Source organism: Nocardia sp. CA-135398 (genome assembly GCF_050955845.1).
Classification (GTDB): Bacteria; Actinomycetota; Actinomycetes; order Mycobacteriales; family Mycobacteriaceae; genus Nocardia.
Map to the genome: position 1 here is coordinate 6,882,975 of NZ_CP192084.1, position 22,188 is coordinate 6,905,162.

Here is a 22,188-nt window from a genome sequence, read left to right on the forward strand (position 1 = left end):
ATCACCGGAACCCACTAGCGTGTGTTTCGCATTCAGCACAATATGAGACGCGGAAACCGGAGTTCGGTTTCGACACGCCAGGAATGGCCACGGATTTCGCGCATACAGAATCCGTTGCCATAGCGGACTCGAATTCGCGGCGTGCGCGACGGGCCCGCAGGCGGTAGCGGAGCGCGCCGCGAATCGAACAGGTCCCTTATCCCGCAGGCAGTTCCGGAATCCGGGTGGCACGCGCGTATACGGTTTCCCCATCGCTGAGCTGCAGCGCCTCGGCATCACCGCGAGTCACCTGGGCGGCGAACAGATCGCCGGTGGCGGCATTGCGCAACTCGACACGCACCTCGAAACCGAGGTGCACAACGCGTTCCACGGTGGCGCGGGTGACACCCGCCGATTCCGCGGTGCCCTCGTCCTTGGCCAGCGCCATGCTGGCATCGCGGCCGACGCGAATATCGTGCGGACGCACCAGATGTCCGTTGAGCCGGGCCACCGCGCCGAGGAAGGACATCACGAATTCGTTTGCGGGCCGGTCGTAGACATCCTCCGGGCTGCCGACCTGTTCGATGCGGCCCTTGTTCATCACCGCGATCCGGTCGGCGACATCGAGCGCCTCTTCCTGGTCGTGGGTGACCAGCACGGTGGTCACATGGACCTCCTCGTGCAGTCTGCGCAGCCAGGTACGCAGATCGGCGCGCACCTTGGCATCGAGTGCGCCGAACGGCTCGTCGAGCAGCAGCACCTGCGGGTCGACGGCGAGCGCGCGAGCCAGTGCCATGCGCTGACGCTGACCGCCGGAGAGCTGGGCCGGATAGCGGTGCTGGAAGCCGTCGAGACCGACGATGCCGAGCAATTCGTCGACGCGCTTGGCGATTTCGCCCTTGGGACGCTTGCGGATCTTGAGTCCGAAGGCCACGTTATCGCGCACGGTCATATGTTTGAACGCGGCGTAATGCTGGAATACGAAGCCGATATCGCGCTTCTGCGGCGGTATGTGGGTGACATCGTTGCCCGCGATGGCGACGACGCCGGAGTCCAGCGATTCCAGGCCCGCGATCGAGCGCAGCAGCGTCGACTTGCCCGAACCCGATGGGCCGAGCAGGGCGGTCAGCTCTCCCGACGGGATTTCGATGCTGACATCGTCCAGGGCGGCGAAGGAACCGTAGTTCTTCTTCGCATTGGTCACGGTGATCACTTGGTGCCCCGCTTACGTTCGAGGAGGGTCATCAACAGAAGGACTACGAGGGCAAGGCCCATCAGCAGGGTCGCGGCGGAGTATGCGCCGAAGGTGTTGTGGTCGTTGATGTATCGACCGTGTACGAGCAAGGTCAGTGTCTGCGACTTACCCGGCAGCGCGGAGGACACCATGATCACCGCGCCGAATTCACCGAGGGCACGCGCGACGGTCAACACGACACCGTAGGTCAGACCCCAGCGGATCGCGGGCAGGGTGATCCGCCAGAACGTCTGCCAGCGGGACGCGCCGAGGGTGGCGGCGGCCTGCTCCTGATCGTCGCCGATCTCGTGCAGCACCGGCTCGACCTCGCGCACCACGAACGGCAGCGTGACGAAGATCGTCGCGATCACCATGCCGGGCAGATTGAAGATCACCTTGAAGCCGACGTCTTCGAGTCCGCCGAACCAGCCGTCCGCCCCCCACAGCAGGATCAGCGCGACACCGACCACGACCGGCGAGACGGCGAAGGGCAGATCCACGATGCCCTGCACCAGCGTGCGGCCCGGGAACTTGCCGCGCACCAGGGCGATCGCGGTGACGATGCCGAAGATGACATTCACCGGGACGACGATCGCCACGATGAGGATCGACAGCTGGAATGCCGAGATCGCCGCGGGCGTGGAGACCGAGTCGATGAACGCGCCGATCCCCTTCTCGAAGGTGCGCCACAGAATGATGATCAGCGGCAATACCAGCAGGATGAACAAATAGCCGAGCGCAACCACGCGCAGCGAAATACGGGTCGGCCAGGACAGATTCATTGCGCCTCCTGCTCTTTGCGCGCGGTGCGCTCGGCCCACAGCCGCAACACCAGCAGGGTCGCGAACGAGATGACCAGCAGTGCGACCGAGACCGCCGCGGCGTTCACCGGTCGATCGATCTCGATCTGCTTCTGGATGTACTGCGAGGCCATCTCGGTCTTGCGCGGAATGGCGCCACCGATCAGCACCACCGAACCGTATTCGCCGATGGCGCGGGCGAAGGCAAGGCCACCGCCGCTGATGATGGCGGGCGCCAGCGTCGGCAAGACGATGCGGCGGAAGGTGGTCCAGTTGTCCGCGCCGAGGGACAGCGCGGCCTGCTCGACCTCCCGGTCGGCCTCGATGAGCACCGGCTGCACCGAGCGAACCACGAACGGCAGCGTGACGAATGCCAACGCAACCACCAGGCCGGGCTGGGTGGCGTTGAGGTGGATATCGATCGGACTCTGCGGACCGTAGAGCGACAGCAGCACGATGCTCGCGACGATCGTCGGTAGCGCGAACGGCAGGTCGATGAGCGCGTTGACGATGCTCTTGCCCGGGAACTCGTCGCGGACCAGCACCCAGGCGATCAGCGTGCCCATCACCACATTGATGATCGCCACCACCACGGAGACGAGCACCGTGATGCGCAGCGAGTCGATGGCCGCGGGTGCGGTAACGGCGTCCCAGAACCCGGACCAGCCGTCATCGAATGAGGTGACGGTCAGCGCGGCCAGCGGTAGCAGCACGATGATGCTGAGCCATAGCACCGCGGTGGCGATGCCGAGCGGACCCACCGAACCGGTTACCCGCAGCCACGACCAGGTCCGGCCGGGTGCCTTGGGGGCGGCGTCTTCGGAGCCGCCGGGACCGGGCGCATGCCCGATCCCGGCGCTGCTGCTGTCAGTCACAATCGTCCAGTATCCCGTGTGTTTCAGATCACCGAACTACTTGGTGGCCTTGTCGTAGATGACCGCGACGGAGCCGGTGTTCGCAGCGAACAGGTCCTTGTCGACGGTCTTCCAGCCACCCAGATCGGCGATCGTCCACAGCTTCTGCGGAGTCGGGAAGTCCTTGGCGTAGTCGGCGGCCACCTTCGGATCGACCGGGCGGAATCCGGCGGAGGCCCAAGCCTTTTGGCCCGCGGTGGTGAACAGGAAGTCGCGGAAGGCGTTCGCGGTGTCCAGATGCTTGCTGTTCTTCAGTACCGCGACCGGGTTCTCGATCTTGAAGGTGGTCGGCGGCACGATGTGCTCGATCGGGTCGCCGTTGCGCTCGGAGAAGATCGCCTCGTTCTCGTAGCTCAGCAGCACGTCACCGGTGCCCTGCAGGAAGGTCTCGGTGGCTTCACGGCCCGACTTCGGCTGCACCTGCACATGCTCTTTGGAGATGAGCTGGCTCAGATAATCCAGGCCCGCCTGCGGGTTCTTGCCGCCGTCGCTCTTGGCGGCGTACGGCGCGAGCAGGTTCCACTTGGCCGAGCCCGAGCTGAACGGGTTCGGAGTCACGACCTGGACGCCCGGCTTGAGCAGATCGTCCCAGTCCTTGATGCCCTTCGGATTGCCCTTGCGCACCACGATCGCGACGACCGAGCCGAACGGAATTCCCTTGGTGGCGTCGGCATTCCAGCTCGGATCGACCAGACCGGCGTCGACCAGGCGGGTGATATCGGGCTCGACCGAGAAGTTGACGATATCGGCCTCGGCGCCGTCCTTGACCTTGCGGGACTGATCGCCCGACGCGCCATAGGAGCCGTTGATCTGGACGCCCTTGCCCTTATCCGTCTTGTTGAACTCCGGGACGACCTTGTCGAAACCGGGCTTCGGGACTGCATAGGCGTAGAGGTTGAGGGTGCCGCCGCTGCCGTCGGGCCCACCTCCGCCTACCGTGTCGCTCGCTCCGCCACCGCACGCGGTGAGCACGACGGCGGCGACGGCCGTCAGCGCGGCGATCACCGGGCGACGGCGCGATCGGGACGATCCGAGGAGCAAGGACCTGGGTGACATGGGTGGAACCTTTCCTTGTGCTCCGCCGCGACGTGGACTAATTGTCGCGTCGGTAGAACTGCGGGGCGCGACTTGTCGACCGAAGGTCGGGGATACGGACACTGCTGCGAAAAAGTTTGCGCGCCAGTCTGGAGAAGATGGATGCGCAGCAGCGCCCGGCGCCGATCAGCGACAGAGAATGTCCGCGACCGCGAGATTGCCGACAGCGATCAACGCCAATTCATGGCGGACCTGCGGGACGGCATTCGAAGACACGGGCAGACTGTAGCAGAGGAAATGCCACCGGCTCGAATCAACGCTAGCTATCCGCTTGCAGACCGCAAATACCGACAAAGTTCCTGGAAGAGGGGGGTTTCATCCCATGACTACCAGCCCGGATCGCGTTCGCACCCGGTTCCCCGAAATCAGCACCCGTGCGTGGGAGCATCCCGCCGATCGCACCGCGCTGGTGACGCTGCGCTCGCTCGCCGGTTTCGACACCGTCCTGCGCACTCTGTCGGGACTACTGCAGGAACGCCAGCACCGGCTGCTCTATCTGGCGACCGCGGTCCGCGTGGACGAACGCCAGTTCCGTTCCCTGCACCAGTTGCGACAGGACTGTGTGGAAGTCCTGGACGCGCGCATCACCCCCGAGATGTTCGTTCTGCAGAGCCCGCAGGTGAATGCCTTCACCATCGGCATGGACCAGCCGTTCATCGTGCTGACGACCGGACTGATCGATCTGATGGACACCGAAGAGCTGCGCTTCATCGTCGGCCACGAAATCGGGCACGCACTGTCCGGACATGCGGTGTACCGCACCATGCTCATGCATCTGCTGCGCATTTCGGCCAATCTGGGCTGGGTGCCGGTGGGTGGCTGGGCATTGCGCGCGATCGTCGCCGCGCTGATGGAGTGGAGCCGCAAGTCCGAGTTGTCCGGGGATCGGGCCGGACTGCTGTGCGGGCAGGACGTCGAGGCATCGGTTCGGGTGCATATGAAAACCGCTGGCGGCACCTGGATCAAGGAGATGAACCACGGTGCGTTCCTGCAGCAGGCCGATGACTACGAACGCTCCGGTGATCTGCGCGACGGTGTCCTGAAGCTGCTCAACCTGGAACTGCAAAGCCATCCGTTCTCGGTGCTGCGCGCCGCGGAACTGCGCCGCTGGATCCAATCGGGCGAATACAACCGCATGCTCGGCGGGGATTACCCGCGCCGCGAACACGATAAGCACACCAAGATCAGCGACGAGATCAAGGAAGCCGCGCGCACCTATCGGCAGAACTTCGACCAGTCGGAAGATCCGCTGATCCGCACCGTACGGAGTCTCGGTCGCGATGTCGGATCCGCGGTGAACACAGTGGGGCACGAGGTCGGCGAAACCGTCTCCAAAATCGGCAAGCGTTTCAATGACTGGCGCAGCGGGACCGATCGGGAATCCGACGAGTAACGACCACCAATCGAACGAAAGCATCCATGCACGAAAAGCACCGAGCCGCAGGTCTTTTCGACAGTCACAGTCCGTTTCCGGCGCCCCATGACCTCAGGCGGGAAGGCTCGCTGGTGTATGCGCTGGTTGGAATCCGCCGGACGTGTGTGACTGCTCGGCCCGGATCACGTGTGTCACGGCGTTGATCAGGGCCAGATGGGTGAAGGCCTGCGGGAAGTTGCCGAGATGACGGCCGCTGCGCGAATCGATTTCCTCGGCGTAGAGCCGGAGCGGACTCGCGTAGCCGAGCAGCCGCTCGCACAGATGACGGGCGCGCTGCAATTCGCCGATCTCGACCAGTGCGGAGACCAACCAGAACGAGCAGATGGTGAAGGTGCCCTCGGCACCGGTCAATCCGTCATCGGTGGTTTCGGTCCGGTAGCGCAGCACCAGGCCGTTCTCGGTGAGCCGGTCGGCGATCGAGAGCACGGTGGCGCGCACCCGATGGTCGCTCGGTGGCAGGAAGCGGTTCAGCACCACCAGCAGCAGTGACGCGTCCAGGGTGTCACCGCCGTAGGTCTGGGTGAAGACACCGTCGGCATTCACGCCGTTGGTGAGGATATCGGCCTTGATCTGGTCGGCGATGGTGTACCACTCGGTGGCCCGCTCGTTCGCGCCGTGCAGCTCGGCCAGTTTCGCACCGCGGTCCAATGCCACCCAGCACATCACTTTCGACGAGGTGAAATGCTGTGGCTCACCGCGCACTTCCCAAATGCCGCGGTCGGGCTCCTGCCAGTGCGCGATGGCCGCCTGGACCTGGCGCTCCAGCAGCGGCCACAGCGACTCCGGCACCTGTTGCCGGGATTTCACGTGCAGGTACACCGCGTCGAGCATGGTGCCCCAGATATCGTGCTGGTCCTGGTTGTAGGCGCCGTTGCCGATGCGCACGGGTTTCGCGCCGTCGTAGCCGGTCAGGTTGTCGAGCGTGCTCTCGGTGAGGTCACGTTCGCCGCCGATACCGTAGAGCACCTGCAACGGAACGGGTTCGCCGTTGTCGCCGGTGGTGGCGTCCCTGAGGAAGGCGAAGAAGTCATTGGCCTCGCGGTCCAGGCCGAGGGTGTACAGGCCCCACAGCGCGAAACTGGAATCGCGCACCCAGGTATAGCGATAGTCCCAATTGCGTTGGCCACCAGGGGTTTCCGGCAGCGAAGTGGTGGCAGCGGCCATCAGCGCACCGGTCGGCGCGTAGGTGAGTCCCTTGAGCGTGAGCGCGCTGCGCTGTAAGTAGTTGCGCCACGGATGATCCGGGAAATCGCCGAGGGTGATCCACTGCCGCCAGCATTCGGTGGTCTGCCACATCTTCTGCGCCGCATCCTCGAAGGTGCGCGGTGCGGGCAGCTCCGACCAGGTCAGCGCGACGAACACCTCGTCGCCCTCCTTCATCCTGGTCCTTGCCCGAGCCTCGCGGCCCTCGAGTCCGAGCCGCAGATCGGTGGTAAGCACCAGCGTCGGGCCAGCGGTCGGATCGGTGGTACGCACCGCGGTGGCCTCCTCGTACACCTTGCCGGTGTACTCCCAGCGGGCCGGGGCGCGGTGGTAGTCGAAGGCGGGTTCGCAGCTCATCTCCAGCTCGACAGTGCCGTTCACGCACTTCACCGTGCGCAACAGAATATGTTCGGCATCCCAGTCCATCGGCGTGCGGCGATGGGTCTTGCTGCGCTGATCGTTGTTGTGCCATGGGCCGAGCACCAGCGCGTCGCGCACGATCAGCCAGCCCGTCTCGGTCTGCCAGGTCGTCTCCAGGATCATGCCGCCGGGCAGGTACCGTCGCGCCGCGGGCACATTGACCCCGTACGGGCCGATCCGGAAATGACCGGCACTGCGATCGAGCATCGCGCCGAAAATGCTCGGCGAATCGGGGCGTGGCACGCACATCCACTCGACGCCGCCATTGCTGGCGATCAGACAGCTGGTCTCACAGTCGGACAGAAATGCGTAATCGTCGATCGGCGGATAGGTGGCGTGCTGGCGTACCTGACTCAGCTTGCTGAGCACGGGCAGGTCGGCCGGTTCGTCGACGGTCAGATCATCGGTAGACGCCATACCTCATCTTCGGTCCGTCCGCCCATATCGTCCACCGACCGCGCCGAAACCCATCGACCAGCGCCCCACTGACCGCCACGAAACACGCAACGTGAACTCGGCCACCACGGAGCCAGTCTTACGAGCGAGGAGTTCGCGGCCCCGTGTCGCGTCCGAGTCGTCGAAGCGCATGCGACGAAGCCCGTCCAAGCCTCTCCCCGCCCCCACGGAGCGAGGCTTACGAGCGACGTTCGCGGCGCCGCAGGCGCTGCAAATTCAACACAGCTAGGCTGGTGCCGTGCATCAGATCGCAGGATGGTGGGACGGCTTCGAGCTGTGGGTCGCGGGATTGCCGTTTATCCCGCAGTTCATCGTGGTGTTGGTCGGCATGGTTCCGGTCAGCTTCGCCATCGCCTACCTGCTGGATCGACTGCTGCGTATCTCGCTGCAACTGCTCGGCCGTAATCGCACGACCGCGACGGCACTCACCGCCGAGGATGTCGTCGGCCCTGAGCCCGCACTGATGCCCGAGCCGATCGCGGCGGTGCGCGAGATCGCGCAGAGCGGGGCGCGATGATGCCGCGTTCCCGCGTTCAGCTCGCCTTGATCGCCCTGCTCGTGCTCATCGTCATCGCCTGGCTCGTGACTCGCTAGCCGAATCGTCCTCGGCTACGCGGCCGCGCTGATCCCATCGGTCTCGGCGCGCAGCCCGCGCAACCTGCCGAGTTGCACATCCAGATCGGCGATGCGTTCCTCCCGGTGATCGCCGTATTTGCCATAGGCCACCTCCGCGACGCGCAGCCGTTCGTCGGCGGCGCGGAGCACATCGGTGGCGATATCGGTGAAGTGATCGCGCAGCGTGCGCTGCACGGCGCGCAACCGATTTCGCGATTCCTTACCGACCTGGAAGATCACATCGTCCATCAGTCTGGCCACCGAAACCTTGGCCTCGGACTGACGGCGCTGCTTGCGCGCCTTGCGGTCGTCCCACAGCGCATTGGCGCCGAGCAGCAGGGCGGCGGCGGCCGAATACCAGTTCACCAGTGGCATTTTCAGCAGACTGGTGAGCACACCGACCATGAGCAGACCACCGTAGGACCCGCGCATGACGGTCAGGAATTGACCGAGCACACCGGCTTTCCCGCTGATCAGCGGATCCAGCGGCGCCACATGGTCGAGCACCTCACCGGGATTTTCCAGCCGTAGATCCGGTAGCGGCGGCGTGCGGTGATCGGCGGGGAATTTGGCCGCCACCTGCTCGGACAGTTCCACCGCCCGGTAGTGCGCCACCACGAAATTCTCTTCGACGGCCTCGCAGATGCGGGCGTCCAGATCCGCGCCGAAATCCTGCCAGCGGCGGGCCGGATCGGTCCGGGCGATCTCGGCCTCGGCATCGCGCACCAGACTGCGCAGCCGGTGCCGCAGATCGTGTTCGATATCGGCCATCAGCTCGGTACTGCCGTCGCCGAGGGTGACCTGCCAGTTGGCCGAGCGTTGCCGCAGTTGGTCGGCCTGGTCGCGGGCGGCGACCAGTTGTTCGGTGATTTCCACCCGGCGGCGCGGATCGCGTAGCGCCTCGGCCTCGGTCCGCAAGGTCACGGCGAGGTGGTCGGCGACCAGCCGGATGTCGTTGGCCGCGGCTTCCAGCACCAGGCTGTCGGCCCGTGCCAGTACATAGTCGCGCAGGTGGTCGACCAGTTGGGGCACACCGGATTCGATATCACGCTGATAGTTGCCCGCTTGCAGGTGCAGCAGCGCGGAGACCGGCGCCACCGCGAAGCCGAGACCGGCCGCATCCAATAGCTCGCGATTGCGCTGCTGGGTGTGCTGCCAGTGCGGATGCAGGTCGATCTTGTTCAGCGCGCAGATGACCGTCGGACACAGTTGCTGGATGCGCTCGAGGTAGTCGATCTGCTCCGGGCTGAACTCGTTTCCGGCGTCACCGACGTAGAGCACCGCATCCGCGGCGGCGATCATCGACCAGGTGGTGTGGTCATCGCCGTTGCTGCCTGGTGCGTCCATCACGACAAGGCCCTCGGCGAGCAGCGGACTCGGCTCGGTGAATTCGGCGCGGATCACCCCGTCGGCGGCCAGCGCGGGCCCGGGGTCGAGCGGATCGACGGGCTGACGTTCGATCCGGCCCGCGCCCAGCGATTTCACAAGCACGGCGGTCGGCTCCGGTCCGTACTCCGCGATCACCGGCACACTCAGCGCGCTCTCGGTGGCACTCACCCGCGCCCCGATCAGACCGTTGACCAGAGTGCTCATTCCGTTCTTCGCGGCACCGACGACCACGAGGCGCAACCGGGTGTCACCGACCCTGGCCCGGACCATACTCAGTCGGCCACCCAGGTCTTGCCGCCCCGCGGAGCGGGTCATCTCCTGCAGTTGATCGAGGATGCCGATGACCGGCGCCATCGCCTCCGGATGTTTCACCGTGGCGGCCTCCAGCCCGGCTGCGGCAGACAACCGCTCCTCCTAACTGTCGTACGGATATCGCATTCGACGATGACATGCGCCAGCGCGACGGATGCGCGCGACCCCCGAGCGGCTCTCCTAGATCAGGGTGATATCCAGCCCCGCCACGAAATGGTGACCGTCGTCCAGACCCGGATCGGGCAGCACCGGCATGGACAGCCCGGCGGACATGAGCGTCAGCGCCGCGTGATCGGGCTCGTATACCGGGTGCGCGAAATCGGCCGGATCACTGATTTCGGCCGCGATCGGGTGCGTCGGCGGCTTGATCGGGGTGACCGGTGCTGGCATGGTCGGCGCGGGCACGTGCGGTTGCTGAGTCGGGATCGGTGCCGGGGAATTCGCGGTCGGGATATCGATATCCGCGGTCGGCGGGACCGTCGGTGCGGAGTGCGTGACCGTCGGCACCGAGACGGTCGGGACGTCCACGGTCGGGTCGTCGACATCCGGCTGGGTGGTGTGTGTGTTCGGGATCGAGTTGCCACCGTTCACGGTGCTCGGGGTTGTCCCGCCGTTGTGACTGGTGCCGGTTCCGCCATTGCCGGTGCTCGGGAGCGTCACATCGTCGTCGTCCGGTGTCGTCGGTGTCGCGGTGTGGGTCGGCGCGTGCGTGGTGGGGGCCTGGGTGGTCGGCGCGTGGGTCGCGGTCGGGATCTTCGTCGTCCCGGTGGCATCGGTGTCCGGCACTGTGGTGTGGCCGGGCTTGGTGCTGCCCGTATCGGGCGTCTTGGTCGGATGCCCGGTGGTGTTGTCGGCGGGGACCGGCACCGTCTTGGTGACGGTGGTCGGGGAGCTGGTCACCGGTGTGGTGGTCGAATGCGAATCGTCGACCACGACCGGATGCTTCGCCGGAACGGGCCGCGGCTCGAACAGCGCGGGCACCGTCGCGGCGGGCGCGGTCAGCGGCGACGGACCCGGCAGTGCGACAAGGACATTGGCGACCGGGGTGCTCGCCACATCCGGCTGAATCGTGGTCTGCAGCGGGGTGGCCGCGACCGGCGCTGCCACCGCCGCGGGGGCGATCGGCGCGGGCGCGACGGCCGGTGCGATCGGCGCGGGCAGCGGCGCCACGAACGGCTGCACGGGCTGCACCGCGACAGGCTGCACCGCCGAGTACGGGGATCCGCCGACGGGCTGGGTGCCAACCGGATTGGCCGGGGCGTGCGTGCCGGAATTGTCGAGACCGGAACGTCCGGTGGTGCCTGGGGTCTGGCCGAGCCAATCGGAGAACCTGTCGATATTGTCACCGACCCGACCCGCGCCGACCTCGACCTTCAGCGCGCCGTCGACCTCGACCTTGGACTGGGTGGCCAGGTACATCCCGTTCGGGCCGACGCTGAAGTCGACTCCGAGTTCGGTATGCACGCTGAAAGCGGCCTCCGCATTGATGAATACACCGACGGCATCTGGATTGCCGACACCGTGGAACATGTCGGCCCCGTGCAATGCGTCGCTACCTTGGAACGCGTCGTTGCCGTGGTACGCGTCGTTGCCGTGGTACGCGTCGTTGCCGTGGTACGCGTCGTTGCCGTGGAACAGCGCACCACTGCCCCCGGTCGCGCCGCTGTGGAACATGTTGCCGCCGTAGAACGGAACGTTGCTCGCGCCCGCATCGCTGTCGTCGGCGCTTTCGGCATCGCTGCTCACCGATTCGCTGATCGCGGTGTTGCCGGCCGTCGCCGACGCCGGAACGCGGGGGAGAGCAAAGGGATTCGAACCCGGAGTGAGGAAGCCGTTCGGGTTGGGCAGGTTGAAGCCGTGACCGGCCTGCCCCAGGTCGAATCCGGGCAGGTTACCGACTCCTGGCACGTGTCCGGTACCGAGATCGAGGCCGGACTGCGGTGAATCGCTGTGCAGATCTAGACCGGACCGTTCGCTCTCGGTTCCGAGGCCGAGTCCGGGCTGATAGCTGTTGCCGTACCCGGTGTTCTGCCACGGCTGTGCTGAATGCTGCTGCGGCACAGTTCCGATGTATACGCCCGAATTGGGCACGTTCGGGATGGTGAACGGCGCGTTGACGCTGACATCGCGCGGGGTCGGCGTCGACGAATGCACTGGTGCGGGCGGTGTCGAATTCGGGTCCGGATCCGGGAAGGTGACCACCGGACTCGGCGCGTCCGCATCGGGGTCGCGGGTGTAGGCCGAAGTCCAGCTGTCGAGCCGTTGCCCGCCGGGATGAACGGGGGCGGGACCGCCGTTGGTGGCGACCAGCGCGCCGCCGGTGACGTACGCGCCCGCCCGCGCTACCCGCGCGACGCCGGTGGCAACGCGATAGGCGGTATCGCCCGCACGATCGTCAGCATCGGTGGCATCGCTGTCGAAGGGCAGGTCACTCGTCATGCAAGCTCCACTCTCAGGTTTCCAGCATCCTCACCACGCCGGGCAGACCGAGTGAAGATCACCTAACGATATTCCGGAAAACCCAACTGTCACATTCTGCAGGTCCGCAGAGCATACGACTGTGACGAGCAACATAACCTTGCCATTGGAGAAACCAGAACGGAAGCCCTGTTTCTGCGGGCATCCCGAACCGGGGCCGGTGTCGCCATCGGACCTGCTCGAGCGCTCCGGGCCCGCGGCCCGAAACCGTGTCGACGAGACTAACTCGTCGGCGGCCACGCGTACAGCCCGAAGTTCGATGCGCCGCAAGAGATTTCTAATGATTGCTCAAGAGATGGTGAAGTTGCGCTGCTTAGCGTCGGTCTCGCCGGGACAAACCCGGCACCGACGCGAAGGAGATCGCATCATGACCGCAACCCTCGGACGCGGCCGAGCCCGCATTGCCGCCATCGTCACGGGTACCGCATTCGCCGCCGGCGCGGCCGCGTTGGTCGCCGGAGCCGCCTCGGCCTATCCGCCGCTCCCTGACGACGGGGACCTGACGGTGACGTGCGTGGTGCAGGGGCCGGGCGAACCCCACGTGGTGATCCAGGAGCGTCGGGGCCTCGGTGCGCCGGGCGCACCGCTGCCGCCAATCGACGCACCGCCCGGCTGCCCGGATATCGATCCGTCCGGACCGGTCATCGTTGCGCCTGGCCAGCCCGGCGAACCGGCTCGGCCCGGCGTCGTACACATCCGGCCCGCCCGTCCGGCACCGAGCGGCAGTAGCGGCAGCTGACCGAGGGGCGGCTCTATGGTGGCCCCATGGCCGGACAACGCATCTTGGTCGTGGACGACGAGTTTCGAGTTCTCGCCTCGCTGCGGCGCGGGCTCGAACTCTCGGACTTCGAGGTGGTCACCGCGGGTGACGGCGCCGAGGCGCTGGCGATGGTCCGCAGCACCGAGCCGGACGCCATGGTGCTCGATGTGAATATGCCGAATCTGGATGGGGCGGGCGTGGTTACGGCGTTGCGCGCGCTGGGCAACGATATTCCGATCTGTGTGCTCAGCGCGCGCACCGCGGTCAGCGATCGCATCGCGGCGCTGGAGCGTGGCGCGGACGATTACCTGACCAAGCCCTTCGACCTGGGCGAACTCGTCGCGCGCCTGCATGCGTTGTTGCGCCGTCGGCCCGCGCTGATCCGGCCGTCCGGTGATGAGCAACGCCGAGTCGGACAGGTGCGCATCGATCGGGCCGGGCATCGGGTGTTCGCGAGCGGACAGCAGGTGGAGCTGACCAAACGGGAATTCGAGGTGCTCGCACTGCTCGCCGAGAACATCGGCATCGTGCTCAGCCGCGAGCAGATCCTTTCCGCGGTCTGGGGTTACGACTTCACCACCGACACCAATGTGGTGGATGTGTTCGTCTCCTATCTGCGGCGGAAGTTGGAGGCGCACGGTGCGCCTCGGGTGATCCACACCGTGCGCGGGGTGGGATTCGTACTGCGGGAACAAGCATGAGCGCTTCGGAGGAATCATGAGCGAGCGGCGGAATCGTGAGCGAGCAGCGGAATCGGTTCCCGCACGACGACCCGAGCGCCGACGAGTCGGGGGAGCCGGACAGTGAAGTCTGCGAGAGGCGAAGTGTCCCTTTCGTTGCGCGCTCGCGTGGCGTTGGTGTCGGGCGTGGTCGCGGCGCTTGTCGCGGTCACGCTCGGCATCGCCTATACGGCACTTCTCGACGCCACCGGTTCCCGTCAGTTCGACGACACGGTCTCGACGATGGGCGTCGCCATCGCACCACCGCTGGATACGCCACCGCACGTAGTGATTCGGACGCTCCCCGATCCACAGCCCCTCCCCACACCGCAACTGGGTCCCACCGCCGCCGCACCGCAACCCAGTCCCGCGATCCCCACCCCGCCGGGACCCGCAATCCCCGGCCCACAACCCAGTCCGGCAATCCCCGCCCCGCAATCGGAACCCGCAATCACCGCCCCACAACCCAGTCCGGCAATCCCCGCCCCGCAATCGGAACCCGCAATCACCGCCCCACAATTGGGCCCCGACATCCCCCTCCCCCACCTGGATCCTGCCCTACCAGGGCGCGTGATCGTGAGCCCCGGTGACGTCCGCACCGTTGTCGCGGGCGCGCCCGGTTTGGTGGTGCGGCTCGAACCCGATCGCGCACTGGTGGATTCGGCCATCCGCCGCAGCCAGCTGATCGGCGTCGGGATCGGCATCGCGGGCGTGCTGCTCGCCGCGGTGCTCGGCTGGTTCCTCGCCGGTTATGCCGCGCGGCCACTGCGCAGACTGGCCACCGCGACGCACGGTATCGATACCCTCGAACAGCTCCCGCCGCTGAGCGGCCGCGGAGCCCGTGAGGCGGAAGAACTTTCCGACGCCATCACCCGCATGCTCGCCCGACTCGAGGCGGCACACGGCGCCACCAATCGCGCACTTGCCAGCGCCAGAGACTTCGCCGCTGTCTGCGCCCATGAGTTGCGCACACCGCTCACCGCGATGCGCACCGACCTGGAAGTCCTGGCCACCAAGGAATTACCCGCCGACCAGCGGCGCGCGGTACTCGCCGATGTCCTGCTCGCCGAACGCCAGATCGAGAACACCCTCACCGATCTGGAACAACTCGCCGTCGGCGAACTCACCGAATCCGACGCCTTCGAGCCCTTCGAACTCTGCGAAACCCTCGACCGCGCAGTACAAGACGCCCGTCGCCGACACCCCGAGGTAAGCATCGAGCTCACCGAATGCACCCCGACAACGGTGACCGGTCTACCCGGCGGTCTCATGCTCATCATCACCAACGCGGTCACCAACGCCGTACAGCACGGTCACGCGCACACCATCACGGTCGCCGCGCGCCGTTGCGATCCGAGCAATTCCGATCCGAAACCCGCCGGGGCAAGTGCGGATTCTGCCCGTCCGAGCACCACCGATCCAACTGCTGACGATCCGAATACCAAGGTACCCGCAGCCGATCCGAACACCTTGCGCCGCAACAACTCCGCCGATGTCGAGATCGTCATCGACGATGACGGCGTCGGTATCCCCGAATCCATCCGACCCACCGCCTTCGACCGCTTCGCCAAAGGCCCCGGCTCCCCCGGCTCCGGCCTAGGCCTCGCCCTGGTCCGCCAACAAGCCGAACTCCATTCCGGCACAGCCGAACTGGATCAAAGCCCACTGGGTGGTGTACGCCTCCGGGTAAAGATCAGCGGCTCTACTTTTTGACCCACTCCAAGAGCGGCTTGGTGTCGAGCTTGATGCCAACCGGTTCAGGCAACGTCACCTCGAGCCCAATGGCACAGCGATGGATGTCTTTGTACTGCCAGTCGGGTTACTTCTGGCCCTTGGGTTTATCGGAGGCGGCGTCGGAGGAGAGGGCGGCTACGAAGGCTTCCTGAGGAACGTCGACGCGGCCGATGGTCTTCATGCGCTTCTTGCCCTCCTTCTGCTTCTCGAGCAGTTTGCGCTTACGGCTGATGTCACCGCCGTAGCACTTGGCGAGCACATCCTTGCGGATGGCGCGGATGTTCTCGCGGGCAATGATTTTCGAGCCGATGGCGGCCTGGATGGGCACCTCGAACTGCTGGCGTGGAATGAGTTCGCGCAGTTTGGTGGTCATCTTGTGGCCGTAGGCCTGCGCGGCGTCGCGGTGCACGATCGCGCTGAACGCGTCCACGGCCTCGCCCTGCAGCAGAATATCCACCTTGACCAGCGCCGATTCCTGCACACCCGACTCCTCGTAGTCGAGGCTGGCGTAACCGCGGGTCCGCGACTTCAGCGAATCGAAGAAGTCGAAGATGATCTCGGCCATCGGCATGGTGTAGCGCAGTTCGACGCGGGTCTCGGACAGATAGTCCATACCGCCGAGCTCACCACGCCGGGACTGGCACAGCTCCATGATCGAGCCGATGAATTCGCTCGGCGAGATGATCGTGCACTTGACCACCGGCTCGTACACGTGCCGGACCTTGCCCTCCGGCCAGTACGACGGATTGGTGACGACGTGTTCGGCGCCGTCCTCCATCTCCACCTTGTAGACCACATTCGGCGCGGTCGAGATCAGGTCCAGATCGAATTCGCGCTGCAGACGCTCGCGGGTGATCTCCATATGCAGCAGACCGAGGAACCCGCAGCGGAATCCGAAGCCGAGCGCGACCGAGGTCTCCGGCTCGTAGGTCAGCGCGGCGTCGTTGAGTTGGAGCTTGTCCAGTGCGTCGCGCAGGTCCGGGTAGTCCGAGCCGTCGACCGGGTACAAACCGGAGTACACCATCGGGCGCGGCTCGCGATAGCCGGTGAGCGGTTCGCTGGCACCGCCGCGCGCGGAGGTCACGGTATCGCCGACCTTCGACTGGCGCACATCCTTCACACCGGTGATCAGATAACCGACCTCGCCGACGCCGAGGCCCTGGGTGGGCTTGGGCTCCGGGGAGACGATGCCGACCTCGAGCAGCTCATGCGTCGCGCCGGTGGACATCATCTTGATCTTCTCGCGCGGAATGATCTTGCCGTCCACCACGCGGACATAAGTGACCACACCGCGATAGGTGTCGTAGACCGAGTCGAAGATCATGGCGCGCGCGGGTGCGTCCGGATCGCCGACCGGCGGTGGCACCTGCTTGATGACCTCGTTCAGCAGCTCCACCACACCGACACCGGTCTTACCGGAGACCCGCAGCACCTCATCGGGTTCGCAGCCGACGATATGAGCGATCTCGGCGGCATAGCGGTCCGGATCCGCGGCGGGCAGGTCGATCTTGTTCAGCACCGGGATGATCGTCAGATCCTTGTCCAGCGCCAGGTACAGATTCGCCAGTGTCTGCGCCTCGATGCCCTGCGCCGCGTCGACCAGCAGCACCGCACCCTCGCACGCCTCGAGCGCACGCGACACCTCATAGGTGAAGTCGACGTGGCCGGGCGTATCGATCAGATGCAGTACGTAGTCGGTGCCGTCGACCTGCCAGGGCAGCCGCACATTCTGGGCCTTGATGGTGATGCCGCGCTCGCGCTCGATATCCATCCGGTCCAGGTACTGGGCGCGCATCGCCCGCTCCTCGACCACACCGGTGAGCTGCAGCATGCGGTCGGCCAGCGTCGACTTGCCGTGGTCGATGTGCGCGATGATGCAGAAGTTCCGGATCCGGGCGGGATCGGTGAACGTCGTGTCGGCGAAGCTGGCGGGCACTCCACTCCTCATGGGTATCGGCAAACTGCTGTCCATCGTCCCATGCGCGAGGTAGCGGCACTGTCAGCGGTTCACCGTTCCGCGTTCCGTACCACTTTTCAGCCGCGGTAGCCGGTGCCGGGGATGCGGTGCGTGTAGTCGGTGCACAGGTAGGTCTCGGGTACCTGCTCGGTCACCGGCACCTCGAAATAGTCGTCCTTGGTGCGGACCGCGAGGTACTGGTCCTTGGCATCGCGATGACACCACATGCCGGTGAGGCCGTGACCGTACGGTGAGTAGTCGGAGAACAGGCACGTTATGCAGGACAGCAGCCGGATGTCGTCCGGGAACTGCTGGCCGAGCCGGAACAACGCGTCCTCGAAGTATCTGTCGGTGCCCTGGTAGGTCTGCCCGTCGATGTCGATAGCGAGTTCGAGCGACTCCCCTACCCCGCCTGGCGGCAGTGTCAGCCGGAAATGGATCACACTGGATTGCCGCTGGTCGTGCGCCTGCACCGAGCAGGGCAGTTCACCGGAGAATGCGCAGCCCGAGATGGCATCCCACTCGTCGACGGGCAGTCCGACCCGAAGCGCGGCGCTCTTGTCGTAGGGACCGAGCGCGTCGAAGTCCGGCCCCGCCACCGGAACACCACGGATCACCGTGCGGATATCGAACCGGTTCGGACCCCAGTGCCGCGATGGCCCGATCCGCCACATGATGCGCTCGGTGCCATGATCGTCGGTGTAGGTTCCGGGAAATACCTGCGGTTGCACAGCTGGATTACCTTCTCCCGCGACGAACTTCGCCAGACTCTAGCGGAGAATGGCGCGCGAGCGAACCCTGTTGCGCGGCATCGCCGAATCCGTCCCGGTAATCGGACAAATCCCGCACACCGGCGGGTCCGCGGCCGTACCTTCGGCGGATGGAGAAATTGGTCTTCGTCCTGCGCCGTTCCGATGCCGAGGCGACCGAGTCGTGGTGCGAATCACTGCGCACCACCGTGGCCGCGCGCCTGGTCGACCTCGGGGTTGCGGGTGTCACCGTCTATGTCCGTGACGCGGCGGTCCAGGCCGCATTGATGCGAATGGTCACGCTGGATCCGCCGATCGCCGCGGCGGTCACGGTTTGGGTCGAACAGAGCTACGGTCCCGAGGCCACGGCCGTGGCCGATATCCTCACCGAATTCGCCACCGCGGCACACGGATATCTGGTGACCGAGTCGGTGCCGCTGCGGCTCGACGACTCGGTCCCGACCCGCACCGAGGGCTTCGGCAACCTCGCCTTCCTGCGCAGACCCGCCGAACTCAGCCAGGCGGAATGGCTCAGCGACTGGCAGGGACGGCACACCGCGGTGGCCATCGAGACACAGTCGACATTCGGCTACACGCAGAACGTGGTGGTCCGGGCGATCACACCGGACGCGCCCGCCATCGATGCCATTGTCGAGGAACAGTTTCCGGCGGCGGCGCTCACCGATCCGCTGGCCTGGTACGGCGCGCGCGACGCGGCCGAGTTCCAGGACCGGGTGCGCCGCATGCTGGACTCGGTAACCAGGATCGGCGCCGATCGCGACCTCGATACCGTCTCGGCCAGCAGATATCCGGTGCTGCAACCGTTTTCGACACGAGTCCGGCAGCGCACCGACGCATGACGCGCGAACTCGCACTACCGGGCGGTAGGCAGTGCTGATGAGAAGACGAGATCGCGCCGTTACCATCCAAGAATGGCCCGAACTTGGAACACGATCGGCAAGCAGCTAGGCCTCATCGCGAAGGAGCAGGGTCCCAAGATCGTCAAGCAGCAGGGACCGAAGCTGGTGGACAAACTGCAGCGCTCATCGCTGCTCGAGCGCGCGGTCGGGTCGCTGGCGACACGGAAGGCGCCCGCGGTCGCGATCCGGCCGATCGCCTCGACCCCGGTGCCGACCGCCGAGCGGGCCAGGCAAATCGTGTACTGCCCGCAACTGGACGGTCGCGCCGATCCGGGCGAGATCGTGTGGACCTGGGTGCCCTTCGAGGAGGATCCGAATAACGGCAAGGACCGCCCGGTGCTCGTCGTTGGCCGCGACCGCAGGACCCTGCTCGGACTCATGCTGTCATCGAATCCGGAACGCGCCCACGATCGCGACTGGGTCGGAATCGGCAGTGGCAGTTGGGATCACGAGGGCAGACCGAGCTGGGTCCGCCTCGATCGAGTACTCGACGTCCCGGAGGACGGCATTCGCCGCGAAGGCGCGATCCTGGCCCGTAAGACCTTCGACCTGGTCGCCCACCGCCTGTGCACCGAATACCACTGGCACTGACCGGGAATCGGGCCTGCCCCACGCTCGCACCCGCCAGGACATACTGCAGCGCGATCAGAACAAATCGGAACACCGGTTCACGGCGCTTCAGCTGTCGTTAAGGATTCCTTAAGTCCGATCGACAAGCGTGATCGCGAACCACTGGTCTACCAATGGATTTCGCACAAATTCGGACTCTGACGCCGAATAGACGCTTACTGCTGTTACGACAGTGATTTCGATTCGATCAGGAGCCTTGATGATCTCAACCCGCCTTGCCCTCCTTGGGCTTTCCGCGCTCGTGCCTGCCGCTACCGCCGGTCTGGCGGCGGCTCCCACCGCCGCGGCGCAACCCCCGCTGCCGACCTACACCTGCAAGTACACGCCCATCGTAAACGTCTTAGCAGTATTCAACTCGATGAAAGCGCGCAAGTGCACGGCCTCACCCGACGCCCCGTTGGACGACACATATTTCTATCCCGTCTGGATGGAAAACAGCGTCACCGGCGAAAAATGGGAGTGCGGTGCTGCGTTTGTATACTTCGACAATCCGATCTACCCGGGAATGCTATACGCGGAGGAGGTGCTCAACGCCGGGGTGGACGCGAGCAACTGTCGCCCTATCTGACCGCGCGGCGCGAACGATATAGCCGTTCGCGAGTGACCATTTCCCACGGTGTTACTTATTTCGATTTCGAACAGGAACCACGATGATCACACCCCGCCTTGTACGCCTCGGCCTGCCCACACTCATACTGGCCGCCACTACCACCGGTCTGGTGACCGCCCCCACAGCAACGGCACAAGCCCTGCCGACCTACACCTGCAAGTACACACAGCTCACCCCATTCGGATCCGTGAAAGGGCGTGAATGCACGGCCGCGGCGGGTGCCCCTTTAAGCGGCTGGCACATTTTGAATTTCCAGATAGAAAATAGTGAAACGGGTGAAAGATGGCTGTGCCGAGACGTCGAGGCGGCCATTATCCCGTATTACATGGACAAGGTCGATCCGAGTTATTCCGATTTCGAACGGGCGTACGGTCGCGGAGCAGATGCGGGGACCTGTGACCGCATACTGGACTGAATCCGCTTACGTGCGGAATTGCCCTCGCCTCCATCCGTTGTCTCGGATCCCCAGAAGCTCGGGCTATACCGAACCGAACTTACTGGGGAACATCGCCCCAGCACGTTGGCCGTGAACCAGTGAGTACACAGATGAGGTCGAGTACACCATTGAGCAGATATCCAGAGCCACTGGCCGATCCCGAATCGATCGGAGCCGCTACGGTGGTCGAGGCTCGAGCAGAAAGATCGGCGGCGGCCGACGCGGTCGGAGCAATGGTCGCAACCAAAGCCAGACCAGCGGCGACGCCCGCCAGCGAACATTTCAGCCGAACATGCGCCGTTCTGGTTTCCATGGATCGTGTCTACCTTGATCGGCGAGCCAGGGGCAACACTGCGGGGGCTCCCAGGGCAGGGGATAACTCGATGATCTGCGCTGCCACTCACTGGCCTGCGTGAAGACACGGGGAGGTGGTCAAGACACCATTTCGCGGGAGCGGCCGAACAGCAGGCCGTAGATCAGCGCGCCGAGCACGCCGCCGATGAGCGGGAACACCACGAAGACCCAGACCTGGGGTCCGGCACCGTCCTGGTAAAAGGCGACGGCGAGGCTGCGGGCCGGGTTCACCGAGGTGTTGTCCACCGGGATCGAGATCAGGTGGATGACCGCGAGCGTGACGCCGATCGACAGACCGGCCAGCGGAATGTCGGAGATCTGATCGGTGGAGGCCAGCACCACGAATACCAGCAGCGCGGTCAGCATCACCTCGATGATGATCGTCGCGGACAAGCCGTATCCGTTCTCGATCACCACCTGTCCGAGCGGGCCGCGCACCGCGGACGGACTGTGCTTACCCCAGCCGTTCGCCCCGAGCCCGTTGACCGCGCGGTCGTAGGAGGGCAGATTCTTCGCGATCGCGAACAGTACGAGTCCGGCCAGGAATCCGCCGATCAGCTGCGCGATCACATAGCCGATCGCGGAGAGCACGGAAAGCCTGCCGAGCAGTAGCTGGCCGACGGTCACAGCCGGATTCACATGGCAGCCGGAGATCGGCCCGATCGCGTAGACCAGGAACAGCAGAGATAAGCCGAAGGCCAGGGCAACACCGAGCCCACCGACGCGCTCACCGGCCAGCACCGCGGTGCCGACACCGCTCATGACCAGCACGAATGTGCCGAGCGCCTCGGCGGCCCACTTCTTGGCCTCCGGCGTCGGCTCCAGTTCGGTGACTTCCTCGACGACTTCCTGAGCAGTGGGAGACATACGCGCCACCTTCCGAGAGGATCTTCCCCGTATGCACGGGGCTTCTACCTGGGAACTGCTGCGAAAATCACGACTGATGCGAAAAAGGACGTTACGCGAGTCACGTGAGCACTACAACGCTA

At 65.4% G+C, this 22,188-nt stretch carries 20 protein-coding genes; 9 read left to right on the top strand and 11 right to left on the bottom strand.

The genetic code is table 11. The features are described 5' to 3' along the window. Positions 1–196: 196 nt before the first annotated feature. The 5 genes from ACQP1T_RS30650 to ACQP1T_RS30670 form a co-directional block, all read right to left on the bottom strand. On the bottom strand, positions 197–1,192 hold the full coding sequence (locus ACQP1T_RS30650) for a sulfate/molybdate ABC transporter ATP-binding protein (protein ID WP_433756509.1): 996 nt from the start codon (positions 1,190–1,192) through the stop codon (positions 197–199). Continuing rightward, entirely contained in the window at positions 1,189–1,995 is an 807-nt protein-coding gene (gene cysW / locus ACQP1T_RS30655; RefSeq protein WP_433756510.1) for a sulfate ABC transporter permease subunit CysW, read from the bottom strand. The genes ACQP1T_RS30650 and cysW overlap by 4 nt, the downstream gene beginning before the upstream one ends. Continuing rightward, positions 1,992–2,792: a sulfate ABC transporter permease subunit CysT gene (cysT, locus tag ACQP1T_RS30660; RefSeq protein WP_433762429.1), complete on the bottom strand. Its 801-nt coding sequence runs from the start codon at positions 2,790–2,792 to the stop codon at positions 1,992–1,994. Before cysT ends, cysW begins: the two co-directional genes overlap by 4 nt. 132 nt (positions 2,793–2,924) lie before the next feature. Then, positions 2,925–3,983, bottom strand: a complete 1,059-nt coding sequence (locus ACQP1T_RS30665; RefSeq protein ID WP_433756511.1) for a sulfate ABC transporter substrate-binding protein — start codon at positions 3,981–3,983, stop codon at positions 2,925–2,927. Positions 3,984–4,148: 165 nt separating this feature from the next. Further along, a complete protein-coding gene (locus ACQP1T_RS30670; RefSeq protein ID WP_324188356.1) occupies positions 4,149–4,238 on the bottom strand; it encodes an Ms4533A family Cys-rich leader peptide in 90 nt (29 codons plus the stop codon). Between the two features lie 106 nt (positions 4,239–4,344). Here ACQP1T_RS30670 and ACQP1T_RS30675 point away from each other — a divergent pair, with 106 nt between their 5' ends. After that, the gene (locus tag ACQP1T_RS30675) at positions 4,345–5,415 is read left to right on the top strand and encodes a M48 family metallopeptidase (protein ID WP_433756512.1); all 1,071 of its coding nucleotides are present in this window, start codon (positions 4,345–4,347) and stop codon (positions 5,413–5,415) included. A 93-nt stretch (positions 5,416–5,508) separates the two neighbouring features. Here ACQP1T_RS30675 and ACQP1T_RS30680 read toward each other — a convergent pair whose 3' ends face one another. Further along, positions 5,509–7,497 (bottom strand): glycoside hydrolase family 15 protein, encoded by a 1,989-nt coding sequence (locus ACQP1T_RS30680; RefSeq protein WP_433756513.1) that lies wholly within the window; start codon positions 7,495–7,497, stop codon positions 5,509–5,511. 277 nt (positions 7,498–7,774) lie between these two features. On the opposite strand from ACQP1T_RS30680, the gene ACQP1T_RS30685 reads away from it, so the two are divergent. Continuing rightward, entirely contained in the window at positions 7,775–8,053 is a 279-nt protein-coding gene (locus tag ACQP1T_RS30685; protein WP_433756514.1) for a hypothetical protein, read from the top strand. 92 nt (positions 8,054–8,145) lie between these two features. On the opposite strand, the gene ACQP1T_RS30690 is transcribed toward ACQP1T_RS30685, so the two are convergent. Both ACQP1T_RS30690 and ACQP1T_RS30695 read right to left on the bottom strand, forming a co-directional pair. Beyond that, entirely contained in the window at positions 8,146–9,945 is a 1,800-nt protein-coding gene (locus tag ACQP1T_RS30690) for a hypothetical protein (RefSeq protein WP_433756515.1), read from the bottom strand. 87 nt (positions 9,946–10,032) lie between these two features. After that, positions 10,033–12,291: a hypothetical protein gene (locus ACQP1T_RS30695; RefSeq protein WP_433756516.1), complete on the bottom strand. Its 2,259-nt coding sequence runs from the start codon at positions 12,289–12,291 to the stop codon at positions 10,033–10,035. Between the two features lie 406 nt (positions 12,292–12,697). Here ACQP1T_RS30695 and ACQP1T_RS30700 point away from each other — a divergent pair, with 406 nt between their 5' ends. The 3 genes from ACQP1T_RS30700 (at position 12,698) to ACQP1T_RS30710 (ending at position 15,522) form a co-directional block, all read left to right on the top strand. Further along, the gene (locus ACQP1T_RS30700) at positions 12,698–13,069 is read left to right on the top strand and encodes a hypothetical protein (RefSeq protein WP_433756517.1); all 372 of its coding nucleotides are present in this window, start codon (positions 12,698–12,700) and stop codon (positions 13,067–13,069) included. Between the two features lie 26 nt (positions 13,070–13,095). Next, positions 13,096–13,791 carry a response regulator transcription factor gene (locus ACQP1T_RS30705; protein WP_433756518.1) on the top strand — a complete coding sequence of 232 codons (696 nt, stop codon included), beginning with the start codon at positions 13,096–13,098 and terminating at the stop codon, positions 13,789–13,791. 102 nt (positions 13,792–13,893) lie between these two features. Beyond that, positions 13,894–15,522, top strand: coding sequence for an ATP-binding protein (locus tag ACQP1T_RS30710; RefSeq protein WP_433756519.1), 1,629 nt, complete (start codon positions 13,894–13,896; stop codon positions 15,520–15,522). A 106-nt stretch (positions 15,523–15,628) separates the two neighbouring features. Here the strand turns inward: ACQP1T_RS30710 and lepA are convergent, their stop codons facing one another. Next, on the bottom strand, positions 15,629–17,491 hold the full coding sequence (gene lepA / locus ACQP1T_RS30715) for a translation elongation factor 4 (protein WP_433756520.1): 1,863 nt from the start codon (positions 17,489–17,491) through the stop codon (positions 15,629–15,631). 86 nt (positions 17,492–17,577) lie between these two features. Next, positions 17,578–18,231 carry a DUF6304 family protein gene (locus tag ACQP1T_RS30720; protein ID WP_433756521.1) on the bottom strand — a complete coding sequence of 218 codons (654 nt, stop codon included), beginning with the start codon at positions 18,229–18,231 and terminating at the stop codon, positions 17,578–17,580. 149 nt (positions 18,232–18,380) lie between these two features. Here ACQP1T_RS30720 and ACQP1T_RS30725 point away from each other — a divergent pair, with 149 nt between their 5' ends. From ACQP1T_RS30725 to ACQP1T_RS30740, 4 genes are all read left to right on the top strand, one after another. Further along, on the top strand, positions 18,381–19,109 hold the full coding sequence (locus ACQP1T_RS30725; RefSeq protein WP_433756522.1) for a hypothetical protein: 729 nt from the start codon (positions 18,381–18,383) through the stop codon (positions 19,107–19,109). Between the two features lie 72 nt (positions 19,110–19,181). Further along, positions 19,182–19,760 carry a type II toxin-antitoxin system PemK/MazF family toxin gene (locus ACQP1T_RS30730; RefSeq protein WP_433756523.1) on the top strand — a complete coding sequence of 193 codons (579 nt, stop codon included), beginning with the start codon at positions 19,182–19,184 and terminating at the stop codon, positions 19,758–19,760. Between the two features lie 238 nt (positions 19,761–19,998). Then, positions 19,999–20,367 (top strand): hypothetical protein, encoded by a 369-nt coding sequence (locus tag ACQP1T_RS30735; protein ID WP_433756524.1) that lies wholly within the window; start codon positions 19,999–20,001, stop codon positions 20,365–20,367. Between the two features lie 82 nt (positions 20,368–20,449). Continuing rightward, on the top strand, positions 20,450–20,824 hold the full coding sequence (locus ACQP1T_RS30740; protein WP_433756525.1) for a hypothetical protein: 375 nt from the start codon (positions 20,450–20,452) through the stop codon (positions 20,822–20,824). Positions 20,825–21,277: 453 nt separating this feature from the next. On the opposite strand, the gene ACQP1T_RS30745 is transcribed toward ACQP1T_RS30740, so the two are convergent. Next, positions 21,278–22,066, bottom strand: a complete 789-nt coding sequence (locus ACQP1T_RS30745; RefSeq protein ID WP_433756526.1) for an aquaporin — start codon at positions 22,064–22,066, stop codon at positions 21,278–21,280. Between the last annotated feature and the right edge of the window lie 122 nt (positions 22,067–22,188).

Bases quoted from the DNA above. Each gene is read 5' to 3' on its own strand.
- ACQP1T_RS30735 (WP_433756524.1), top strand. From the start codon at position 19,999: ATGATCTCAACCCGCCTTGCCCTCCTTGGGCTTTCCGCGCTCGTGCCT.
- ACQP1T_RS30725 (WP_433756522.1), top strand. From the start codon at position 18,381: ATGGAGAAATTGGTCTTCGTCCTGCGCCGTTCCGATGCCGAGGCGACC.
- ACQP1T_RS30675 (WP_433756512.1), top strand. From the start codon at position 4,345: ATGACTACCAGCCCGGATCGCGTTCGCACCCGGTTCCCCGAAATCAGC.
- ACQP1T_RS30665 (WP_433756511.1), bottom strand. From the start codon at position 3,983: ATGTCACCCAGGTCCTTGCTCCTCGGATCGTCCCGATCGCGCCGTCGC.
- ACQP1T_RS30705 (WP_433756518.1), top strand. From the start codon at position 13,096: ATGGCCGGACAACGCATCTTGGTCGTGGACGACGAGTTTCGAGTTCTC.
- ACQP1T_RS30680 (WP_433756513.1), bottom strand. From the start codon at position 7,497: ATGGCGTCTACCGATGATCTGACCGTCGACGAACCGGCCGACCTGCCC.
- lepA (WP_433756520.1), bottom strand. From the start codon at position 17,491: ATGAGGAGTGGAGTGCCCGCCAGCTTCGCCGACACGACGTTCACCGAT.
- ACQP1T_RS30695 (WP_433756516.1), bottom strand. From the start codon at position 12,291: ATGACGAGTGACCTGCCCTTCGACAGCGATGCCACCGATGCTGACGAT.
- ACQP1T_RS30745 (WP_433756526.1), bottom strand. From the start codon at position 22,066: ATGTCTCCCACTGCTCAGGAAGTCGTCGAGGAAGTCACCGAACTGGAG.
- cysW (WP_433756510.1), bottom strand. From the start codon at position 1,995: ATGAATCTGTCCTGGCCGACCCGTATTTCGCTGCGCGTGGTTGCGCTC.
- ACQP1T_RS30730 (WP_433756523.1), top strand. From the start codon at position 19,182: ATGGCCCGAACTTGGAACACGATCGGCAAGCAGCTAGGCCTCATCGCG.
- ACQP1T_RS30700 (WP_433756517.1), top strand. From the start codon at position 12,698: ATGACCGCAACCCTCGGACGCGGCCGAGCCCGCATTGCCGCCATCGTC.
- ACQP1T_RS30740 (WP_433756525.1), top strand. From the start codon at position 20,450: ATGATCACACCCCGCCTTGTACGCCTCGGCCTGCCCACACTCATACTG.